Origin of the sequence: Methylophaga pinxianii, from assembly GCF_020447225.1 — a bacterium.
GTDB classification, from domain to species: Bacteria; Pseudomonadota; Gammaproteobacteria; order Nitrosococcales; family Methylophagaceae; genus Methylophaga; species Methylophaga pinxianii.
Window position 1 is genome coordinate 49,399 of the sequence record NZ_JAJAEO010000171.1, and the last position, 8,833, is coordinate 58,231.

The 8,833-nt window shown below is 45.4% G+C and carries 12 protein-coding genes; 7 read left to right on the forward strand and 5 right to left on the reverse strand.

The annotated features are described in order from the left end of the window. Positions 1-103: 103 nt before the first annotated feature. The 3 genes from LGT40_RS08600 (at position 104) to LGT40_RS08610 (ending at position 3,495) form a co-directional block, all read left to right on the forward strand. Positions 104-2,293: a YgiQ family radical SAM protein gene (locus LGT40_RS08600; protein WP_226070336.1), complete on the forward strand. Its 2,190-nt coding sequence runs from the start codon at positions 104-106 to the stop codon at positions 2,291-2,293. Between the two features lie 71 nt (positions 2,294-2,364). Then, positions 2,365-2,910, forward strand: coding sequence for a cytochrome b (locus tag LGT40_RS08605; protein WP_226070338.1), 546 nt, complete (start codon positions 2,365-2,367; stop codon positions 2,908-2,910). A gap of 15 nt (positions 2,911-2,925) precedes the next feature. Beyond that, on the forward strand, positions 2,926-3,495 hold the full coding sequence (locus LGT40_RS08610) for a YceI family protein (protein ID WP_226070340.1): 570 nt from the start codon (positions 2,926-2,928) through the stop codon (positions 3,493-3,495). Positions 3,496-3,504: 9 nt separating this feature from the next. Here the strand turns inward: LGT40_RS08610 and LGT40_RS08615 are convergent, their stop codons facing one another. Together LGT40_RS08615 and LGT40_RS16205 are read right to left on the reverse strand one after the other, a co-directional pair. After that, complete coding sequence (locus LGT40_RS08615) at positions 3,505-3,744, reverse strand: hypothetical protein (RefSeq protein ID WP_226070342.1); 240 nt, start codon at positions 3,742-3,744, stop codon at positions 3,505-3,507. 15 nt (positions 3,745-3,759) lie between these two features. Continuing rightward, positions 3,760-3,888 carry a hypothetical protein gene (locus LGT40_RS16205; RefSeq protein ID WP_264177855.1) on the reverse strand — a complete coding sequence of 43 codons (129 nt, stop codon included), beginning with the start codon at positions 3,886-3,888 and terminating at the stop codon, positions 3,760-3,762. Positions 3,889-3,966: 78 nt separating this feature from the next. On the opposite strand from LGT40_RS16205, the gene tsaB reads away from it, so the two are divergent. From tsaB to cmoB, 3 genes are read left to right on the forward strand one after another with little or no spacing between them, the layout of a single operon-like run. Then, positions 3,967-4,653 carry a tRNA (adenosine(37)-N6)-threonylcarbamoyltransferase complex dimerization subunit type 1 TsaB gene (tsaB, locus tag LGT40_RS08620; RefSeq protein ID WP_226070344.1) on the forward strand — a complete coding sequence of 229 codons (687 nt, stop codon included), beginning with the start codon at positions 3,967-3,969 and terminating at the stop codon, positions 4,651-4,653. Beyond that, entirely contained in the window at positions 4,650-5,381 is a 732-nt protein-coding gene (gene cmoA, locus LGT40_RS08625) for a carboxy-S-adenosyl-L-methionine synthase CmoA (protein WP_226070346.1), read from the forward strand. Before tsaB ends, cmoA begins: the two co-directional genes overlap by 4 nt. Further along, positions 5,378-6,349, forward strand: a complete 972-nt coding sequence (gene cmoB / locus LGT40_RS08630) for a tRNA 5-methoxyuridine(34)/uridine 5-oxyacetic acid(34) synthase CmoB (RefSeq protein WP_226070348.1) — start codon at positions 5,378-5,380, stop codon at positions 6,347-6,349. The genes cmoA and cmoB overlap by 4 nt, the downstream gene beginning before the upstream one ends. Here the strand turns inward: cmoB and LGT40_RS08635 are convergent. Next, positions 6,346-6,687: a hypothetical protein gene (locus LGT40_RS08635; protein ID WP_226070350.1), complete on the reverse strand. Its 342-nt coding sequence runs from the start codon at positions 6,685-6,687 to the stop codon at positions 6,346-6,348. The two genes, cmoB and LGT40_RS08635, sit on opposite strands and share 4 nt — an antisense overlap. A 283-nt stretch (positions 6,688-6,970) precedes the next feature. Next, the gene (locus LGT40_RS08640; RefSeq protein ID WP_226070352.1) at positions 6,971-7,162 is read right to left on the reverse strand and encodes a CPXCG motif-containing cysteine-rich protein; all 192 of its coding nucleotides are present in this window, start codon (positions 7,160-7,162) and stop codon (positions 6,971-6,973) included. 144 nt (positions 7,163-7,306) lie between these two features. Between LGT40_RS08640 and LGT40_RS08645 the strand changes: the two genes are divergently transcribed. Beyond that, complete coding sequence (locus LGT40_RS08645; protein WP_226070354.1) at positions 7,307-8,239, forward strand: ZIP family metal transporter; 933 nt, start codon at positions 7,307-7,309, stop codon at positions 8,237-8,239. Here LGT40_RS08645 and LGT40_RS08650 read toward each other — a convergent pair. Further along, positions 8,228-8,731 carry a GNAT family N-acetyltransferase gene (locus LGT40_RS08650; protein ID WP_226070356.1) on the reverse strand — a complete coding sequence of 168 codons (504 nt, stop codon included), beginning with the start codon at positions 8,729-8,731 and terminating at the stop codon, positions 8,228-8,230. The genes LGT40_RS08645 and LGT40_RS08650 overlap by 12 nt on opposite strands. Between the last annotated feature and the right edge of the window lie 102 nt (positions 8,732-8,833).

Here is an 8,833-nt window from a genome sequence, read left to right on the forward strand (position 1 = left end):
TACCTCTCAATATACTTCTTATTGCCCCAAATCCAATCACCAAGCTACCTCGTGTTTGCTACAATAAGCCGTTGATTTTTCACTGCTGTAGATCTGAGGTTTTATGCAAGCCGCTCCTGATATTTTTTCTTACCGCAAATTCTGGGCTCACCGCTTTGGTGTGGCACCTCAGTTGCCGATGTCACGCAGTGAAATGGAAGCTTTGGGCTGGGACAGTTGTGATGTCATCATCATTACTGGCGATGCTTATGTGGATCACCCCAGTTTTGGTATGGCATTAATTGGCCGGCTTCTTGAATCTCAGGGGTTTCGAGTCGGGATTATTTCGCAACCCGATTGGAACAGTACGAAAGATTTCCAGCGTCTGGGTAAACCGAATCTGTTTTTTGGCGTGACCGGCGGCAATATGGATTCGATGGTCAATCGTTACACCTCAGATAAAAAAGTCCGACGTAACGATGCCTACACGGCGGATGGAGAGGGCGGTAAACGTCCGGATCATAGTGTAGTGGTTTACAGTCAGCGTTGTCGTGAAGCCTATAAAGGCGTGCCGATTGTTATTGGTGGTATTGAGGCCAGCTTACGCCGTATCGCGCATTATGATTATTGGTCTGAAAAAGTTCGCCGTAGCGTGATTATGGATTCCAAAGCGGATTTACTGGTTTATGGTAATGGTGAACGGCAGGTTGTCGAGATAGCACATCGTCTGGCTCAGGGTGAACCGGTAAAAGATCTGACGGATGTTCGGGGCACCGTTTATACCCGTCGTCATGGCCGACGTGAAGATTGGTGGGAAAAAGATTCGACCAGTATTGATAAGCCTGGTCAGTTAAATCCACCTATTGACCCGTATCAGATGCAGACCGAAGAGAGCTGCGAACAATCCAAGGCTGAAACGGCCGAACAAAAAGCTGCTCCCGTTGAACCTGCGAGCAATGTGATCAAAATTCACCGTGTATCTCCACGTAACGCCGATAAAACGGTGATTCGTTTACCGCCGTACGAAACAGTTAAAGATGATCCGATAATCTATGCGCATACTTCACGGATTCTGCATCTCGAGACCAATCCAGGCAATGCGCTAGCGCTGGTTCAGCAACATGGTGACCAGGATGTCTGGCTCAATCCGCCACCCATACCGCTGACTACCAAAGAAATGGATGCGGTATTTGATCTGCCATACAGTCGCTTACCGCATAAGGAATATGGCAAAGCCAATATCCCGGCTTATGAAATGATCCGTTTTTCAGTGAATATCATGCGTGGCTGTTTTGGTGGCTGTACCTTCTGTTCGATTACCGAACATGAAGGTCGCATTATCCAAAGTCGTAGTGAAGATTCGATTATTCGCGAGATTGAGGCGATTCGTGATACCACGCCAGGCTTTACCGGCATTATTTCAGATCTCGGTGGACCAACTGCCAATATGTATCGACTGGCCTGTAACAGCGAAGAAATTGAAGCCAGTTGTCGTCGTTTATCCTGTGTTTTCCCGGGTGTCTGTAAAAACCTCAATACCGATCACACTCCGTTAATCAATTTATATCGTCGCGCCCGCAGTTTGCCGGGTATCAAAAAAATATTGATTGCATCAGGTTTGCGTTATGACCTGGCGGTGCTGTCACCAGAATATGTCAAAGAACTGGTAACCCATCACGTGGGTGGTTATCTGAAAATTGCGCCTGAACATACCGAGGAAGGTCCGTTATCACAGATGATGAAACCCGGTATTGGTACCTATGACAAGTTCAAGGCCATGTTTGATAAATATTCCAAACAGGCTGGCAAAGAGCAATATTTAATTCCGTACTTTATTGCAGCCCACCCAGGTACCACAGATAAAGATATGATGAATTTGGCATTGTGGCTAAAACGGAATGGCTTTCGGGCCGATCAGGTTCAGGCCTATTTACCATCGCCAATGTCTGCTGCAGCAGCGATGTATCATTCCGGGAAAGACACCTTGCATAAGGTGCGTCGCCAAGGGGGGGATATTACGGTACCGAAAGGCTTGAAGGTGCGTCGTTTGCATAAGGCTTTTTTACGTTATCACGACCCAGAAAACTGGCCAATGTTACGGGAAGCCCTGAAGAGTATGGGACGTTCCGATCTGATCGGTAATGGTAAAAAACATTTGATACCCAGCTTTCAACCTAAAGGTACGGGGGACATGGGCGAAGGCAAGCGGATAACCCGCAAGGCCAAAACGCCTTCCACCCAACCGGCTTTTCGGACCCAGCATGTGCGATCCAAAAAAGTAAAAAGTGGAACGCAACGTTCCCGTAAACGCTGATTATGAACGGAACCCTGTGCCTTTAGCTGGGTCAGAAAAGCATTCTGAAATTTTCTCAGGGAGAGGAGTGCATGCGTTTTACCAACAGTCCTGAACGTTATAGTTTTATCAGCATCCTATTGCACTGGTCGGTGGCCCTGCTGACAATTGGTTTGTTCATTCTGGGCTTGTGGATGGTTGATCTTGGTTATTACGATGACTGGTATTATCAGGCCCCCTGGTGGCACAAAGGATTGGGCTTTATCGTTTTGATACTGGTGTTGTTTCGCTGGTTGTGGAATATATTCTCCGCAAAACCCGATGCCATAGCCTCCACACCTGTCTGGCAACAATGGGCTGCTAAAGCTGCTCACCAGTCAATGAATATTACCGTCGTTGTTCTGGCTGTTACCGGCTATCTGATAGTTACTGCAAAAGGTCAGCCTCTGAGCATTTTTGATTGGTTCGCTATTCCAGCTGTTTCCACGTTAACCGTAGAAGCCAGTGAATGGGTCAGCAAGCTGCATTTATGGTCAGCCTATTTGATTATTACGCTGGCATCTCTTCACGCTCTGGCCGCTTTAAAACATCATTTCATCAATAACGATGCAACGTTGCGTCGCATGCTTAATTTGTAATTAACAGGAGTTACTATGAAACTGACTATCTTTGCTTTGGTTATCAGTGCGGCATTTGCAGTACCCGTTCAGGCAGCTGATTACGTCATTGATACTGAAAAAGCACATGCTTTTATTGATTTTAAAATTCAGCATTTGGGCTTTAGCTGGATGAGCGGGCGTTTTAATGAGTTTGAAGGCACGTTCACTTATGACGCAGAGAGTCCAGAAGCATCAAAAATTGATGTGAAGATTGATGTGGCCAGCATCGATACCAATTTTGCCGAGCGTGATAAACATTTGCGCGAACAGTTTTTGAATACCGATAAGTATCCCGAAGCACGTTTTACCTCAACCAGCTTTGAACAGCAGGCGGATGGCACGTTATTAATGAAAGGGGATTTCACACTGCATGGTGTAACTAAGCCAATGATTATACCGGTCGAAAAAGTTGGGGAAGGTGAAGATCCCTGGGGTGGTTACCGGGTAGGTTTTTTGGGTGAAACCAAATTTACCATTGCTGATTATGGTATTGATGTCAGCAAATTGGGTCCAAGCTCTGAGGAAGTCTATCTGACGCTTTCAATTGAAGGCATCAGACAATAATGTAGTGAATTATTCTTGACTGGCAAGCGCGTACAAACGCTCCAGTTCATCATCTAAACTGTTTGCTGGTACAACTTCGTGACCTCGGTTGTACCAGTAAGCAGCATTAGACATATCGCCTTCAATTCGATGCAAGTAGCCATGAATCAGGCATGCCATCGGATCATTGTATTGCTGAATAAGCTGATGAGCGCCATTCCAGTCTTTTTCACGAACTTTATCCAGTGCTTGCAGATGAATGACACTCATATTTGTCCCCGGTAATTATTCCTGCCAGCCGATGCTCCCTAACATCAAGAGACTGCCTACGGCGGCGAAGGGTGAAGTGATCACCACAAAAAACAGGCGCATCAATTCACGAAAAATATAGATAGTATCAGCGATATAACCCATTGCGAACCTCCTTTGTAGTCGACGGTTGAATTATAATGCGCGTCTATGACGTTCAAATGACATGATGATGACTAACCAATGAATTTGCTTGCCCTTGATACCAGTACAGAAAGTTGTTCTGCTGCAATTACCCTGCATGGAGTGTTGTATCAGCGGCAACAAATGACTCAACGGGGTCACTCGACACTTATATTGGGGATGCTCGATGAGCTTTTCAAGGAGTCCGGAGCTTCAATCGCTGATATGGAGGCTCTGGCTTTCGGGCGCGGTCCAGGCTCGTTCACTGGGGTTCGAATTGGCGTCGGTGTCGCTCAGGGAATTGCATTCGCTCGTGAGCTTCCGGTTATTCCAGTCTCAACCTTAGCTGCAGTTGCTCAAGCAGCCTATGAACAAACTAAACAGCAAAATATAGCGGTGGCGATGGATGCGCGTATGGATGAAATCTATGCCGCCAGTTTTGAAGTCATTGATGGGATGGTTTCTCTGCTGGGAGAAGAAATGGTCTGCGCTGCTGAAGCATTTCATCCGGTAAATTCAGCGCAGTGGCTTGCAGCCGGCAATGGATGGACGGTGTACTCTAACGCCTTACAAACCAATTTCGCCAAGCAGTTAATCAATCTGCAAGCGGATATTTTTCCTCAGGCAGCAACCATTCTGAAGCTTGCTGAGCGGCTTTATCAGCAAGGTGAATTTGTCAGTGCTGATAAAGCGCTACCTGTGTATCTTCGTAATGATGTCGCAAAAAAGAAGGCACAACAGGGATGATTAAAAAAGCCGATACCATTTTTGCTTCACCATTGGAACAGATGGTGGATTTTCGCTTTGATGAACGCGTGGTGGATGTATTTCCCGATATGATCCAGCGTTCGGTGCCGGGTTACGGCACTTTGATATCCAATATTGGCATTCTGGCCGCGCGCTATGCTCAACAACATAGCAATTGCTATGATTTGGGCAGTTCACTGGGTGCTATCACACTATCGATGCGTCAGCGCATCAAGGCTGAGGAGTGTCAGATTGTGGCGGTCGATAACTCTCCTGCGATGATAGAACGCGCAGAAAAAATTATCGCTGCCGACAACAATCGGGTGCCGGTTGAAATGCGCTGTGAAGATATTAATCAGATAGTTATCGAGAACGCCTCGGTAGTGGTAATGAATTTTACCTTGCAGTTTATTGCACCCGCTTTACGTGATGCGTTGATTCAGAAAATTTACCAGGGATTGAAACCGGGTGGTGTGGTTATCCTGTCAGAAAAACTGGCTTTTGACAGTCATCAACAACAGACATTTTTTACCGATGCGCACCATGATTTCAAACGAGCCAATGGATACAGCGACTTGGAAATCAGCCAGAAACGCAGTGCTTTGGAAAATGTGTTAATCCCTGAAACGCTCACTGCGCATCAACAACGACTCAGCAATGCTGGGTTCAATCGTAGCGAATGCTGGTTTCAATGTTTTAATTTTGCCTCTTTGATAGCTTTTAAATGACTGTATATAAACCGTTTTTTCGTTGGCTGGAATCCGTTGGACAGGCTGAATGGGCCGAGCAATTAGCCAAATTTACTGCAGAGCGACTTGCGGATGACTTTCACGGCAAAATGCCCTTATGGCAACAGGCTTTAGCAGATTTACCGGCTATACAACCAACTGAGATAGAACTGAAAACACAGATAGCTATCGGAAAAGCCACAGATCTCAGTGCTTTTGACAAAGCCTCGTTTATTGAACTGATAAAAGCTTTTCATCCGTGGCGTAAGGGACCGTATCAGTTATTTGATATACACATTGACACCGAATGGCGCTCCGACTGGAAATGGGATCGGGTACTGCCTCATATCAGTTCATTGCAGGGCCGGAAGGTGCTGGATGTTGGTGGGGGAAATGGTTATCACGGTTGGCGTATGGTGGGTGAGGGAGCTCAAATGGTCATGGGCATCGACCCGACCCTGGTGTTTAGTATGCAATATCAGCTGATGCAGCATTTTATTCAAAGTGATAAGCATTTTGTTCTGCCTATCGGCATAGAGCATATGCCGGATAAACTGCATCTGTTTGATACGGTGTTTTCAATGGGGGTTTTATATCATCGACGCTCGCCTTTGAAGCATCTGATGGAGTTACGGCATTGCCTACGACAAGGCGGTGAGCTGGTATTGGAAACACTGGTCATCGAAGGTAAAGAGGGCATGAGTTTAATGCCAGAAGAGCGTTACGCCAAAATGCGTAATGTGTGGTTTATTCCATCGATTCCGACCATGTTGCTCTGGTTACGTAAATGTGGCTATAAAAATGTACGTTGTGTGGATGAAAGCATCACATCTTTAAATGAGCAGCGCGCAACCGAGTGGATGACATTCGAATCATTAAAAGATTTTCTCGATCCATTAGATATCACCAAGACGATTGAGGGATATCCGGCACCCAAGCGTGCGGTTTTTATTGCGGACGCGCCTTAAAAGGCTAAGGAACTGGGGGAGACAGAAATCCACTTTCCACTTCGATGCTGGCAGGCATCAAGTGATTTTTCCTGTAGAACTTCACCATTTTTAATTCTCAGTTGATAAGCCAGACAGGGGTAGTGGCCATAGGAATAGCTGCGTAACAGCTTGATTTGATATTGAATACCAGTATGAGCGTTGTGCCAAATATGTTCGGATTCAAAGTCATTGGAAGATAAAATTTCCTGGGTTCGATCCAAATCAATAGTGGTCATTGCGGTATCGGTTTCAATACCTGCTTCCACACCGGCTAAAAGATCAAGTGATGCATAAGCTTGTGGTAACCACAGCATCATTAGGACGGCTGGATAAAAAGCGTTGTGCCAAATATGATTCAATGTGTATTCCCATCATTGGTTCAAGTCCATTAGAAACCGAAATATAACATCCTTCAATAAGTAAACTATCCTTGTTTAAGCAGGATATTTTTCCTTTAAATCCATAGGCTTAATTTTTAACCGAGTTAAGCCCTGCATTTTATTGAGCTATCCAAAGTATTATTGGCCTAAAAAACAGCTTGCAGGGTGCCTTTCGAAGATGCGAACTGTATCTTTTTGCCAGTAAATGCGAACACTATTTTTAGGCATTTTCATCCACTGCGTCCACTTGTAGTGCTCCATCTTCATTTACATAAACCGAAAATTGTATTGGTCTGCAGCATACAAAACAATCTTCAATGTATTGCTGATAATCCACCGAACAATCCAGTAAAACATCAATCGTTTCACCACAGTAAGGACACATCACAGCGTATTCTTGTAAGGCCTGCATTTGATTATTCCTGAGTTTACAGTTTCATAATAGGAAATTAAGCGGGGCGAATAAGTTCAATTTTGCATGCAAATATTGAAGTTATTTGTAATTGGCGATTCAATCTTCTATAAGGAGGGGCAAAATCTAATTTGGGACAACAAAATGCAACAGGCCAAAAAGCAAACCTTTTTATCGCTCTTGAGTAGCTGGCAAGAAGAATTTAATGCCCGTCCCGGCCTTTCCATTCTTATGTTGCTGACAACGGCAGTGATTGTCGGATGGATTATTTTTAATTTATTTAATATTCATACCAGTATCGATCCCCGCTTTCTAACCTGGGCACTGATTGGCGGTGGGGTTGGTGCGATGTCGACAGCTTTGGGGGCAGCACCAGGCCTTATTGTCAAAAAACTCTCCGCGGTTACAGAAGATACCATGCTTGGCATGGCGGCAGGCATGATGTTGGGAGCCAGCTTTTTTTCACTCATTCTTCCTGGAATTGAAGTGAGTTCAGCCTTAACGGGCCATGCCATCAGCGGCGTTATCATTATTATTTTTGGTATGGTAGGTGGTGTTTTATTGATGCTGGGCCTGGATTATTATCTCCCGCATGAACATCAACACTCAGGCCCTTGCGGTGCGGGACATCAGCAGGTAGGACGAGTAGGTCTCTTTGTATTGGCTATAGCGCTGCATAACTTTCCAGAAGGTATGGCGATTGGAGTGAGTTATACCGATGGCAACCTGTCTGTAGGAATCCCCTTAACAGCAGCAATTGCTTTACAAAATATCCCAGAGGGACTTGCAGTTGTCCTGGCTTTGCGACGAATCAATATGCCAGCCGGTAAAGCCGTGGCCATTGCCGCTGCCACAGGATTAGTTGAACCCATCGGTGCGGTGTTGGGAATTTTTCTTTCCAGTGGTTTAGCGGTTTCCTACCCAATAGGTTTAGGAATTGCTGCAGGAGCCATGATATTTGTCGTGTCACATGAGGTAATTCCGGAAACCCATCGACATGGTCATCAAACACGCGCGACAGTCGGATTAATGGGTGGTTTATTTCTGATTATGCTGATAGATACCCTATTGGCTTGAAGCCCGGTACTCAAAGAGGCAGCGTAGGTCACCTAAACCCATTCCCTCGGCGATCTGTATAAATCCAGCGCGCCGATAAAAATTCAATAATTCTGGATAATGTGCTACCGCATCCAGATGAAGTGTCCGCGTACCAACCAGGTTTAAACAATGTTGAAGTAATAATTGCCCATAACCTGCTTGTTGATAATCGGGGTGTACCGCCAGTTGAGTCAAATAAAAATCAGCCTCAGGTGCATTTGGCCAACAATCGACGTAATAATCAGCTGGTCGGATCCCTAAAGCGACACAACCAATAATTTGTGAGTTCTGTTTAAGCACATAGACTGATTTTTGTAATAAGTTCTGTCTGACAGAAGCGGCATCGTAGACACCCAACCAATGTGACATGCCCAGCTGATCCATATGCGTTGCACAGGCAGTTAACATGGCCACCAATTGGGATACATCCTGCTGACAGGCGAGCTGAATCTGAGTGGTCATTTTATGCATAGTACTAGGGTCTGTTGATCTTTGCTGTACAAAAATTAATCAGCCCACATTGGCAGCCACATCATAGTAAAAGCCAGCATCAACATGCTGTGATAGTTGCGT

Coding starts and splice junctions, on each gene's coding strand:
- LGT40_RS08640 (WP_226070352.1), bottom strand. CDS start 7,162: ATGCAGGCCTTACAAGAATACGCTGTGATGTGTCCTTACTGTGGTGAA.
- LGT40_RS08605 (WP_226070338.1), top strand. CDS start 2,365: ATGCGTTTTACCAACAGTCCTGAACGTTATAGTTTTATCAGCATCCTA.
- cmoA (WP_226070346.1), top strand. CDS start 4,650: ATGATTAAAAAAGCCGATACCATTTTTGCTTCACCATTGGAACAGATG.
- LGT40_RS08610 (WP_226070340.1), top strand. CDS start 2,926: ATGAAACTGACTATCTTTGCTTTGGTTATCAGTGCGGCATTTGCAGTA.
- tsaB (WP_226070344.1), top strand. CDS start 3,967: ATGAATTTGCTTGCCCTTGATACCAGTACAGAAAGTTGTTCTGCTGCA.
- LGT40_RS08650 (WP_226070356.1), bottom strand. CDS start 8,731: ATGCATAAAATGACCACTCAGATTCAGCTCGCCTGTCAGCAGGATGTA.
- LGT40_RS08645 (WP_226070354.1), top strand. CDS start 7,307: ATGCAACAGGCCAAAAAGCAAACCTTTTTATCGCTCTTGAGTAGCTGG.
- LGT40_RS08615 (WP_226070342.1), bottom strand. CDS start 3,744: ATGAGTGTCATTCATCTGCAAGCACTGGATAAAGTTCGTGAAAAAGAC.
- cmoB (WP_226070348.1), top strand. CDS start 5,378: ATGACTGTATATAAACCGTTTTTTCGTTGGCTGGAATCCGTTGGACAG.
- LGT40_RS08600 (WP_226070336.1), top strand. CDS start 104: ATGCAAGCCGCTCCTGATATTTTTTCTTACCGCAAATTCTGGGCTCAC.
- LGT40_RS08635 (WP_226070350.1), bottom strand. CDS start 6,687: ATGATGCTGTGGTTACCACAAGCTTATGCATCACTTGATCTTTTAGCC.
- LGT40_RS16205 (WP_264177855.1), bottom strand. CDS start 3,888: ATGGGTTATATCGCTGATACTATCTATATTTTTCGTGAATTGATGCGC.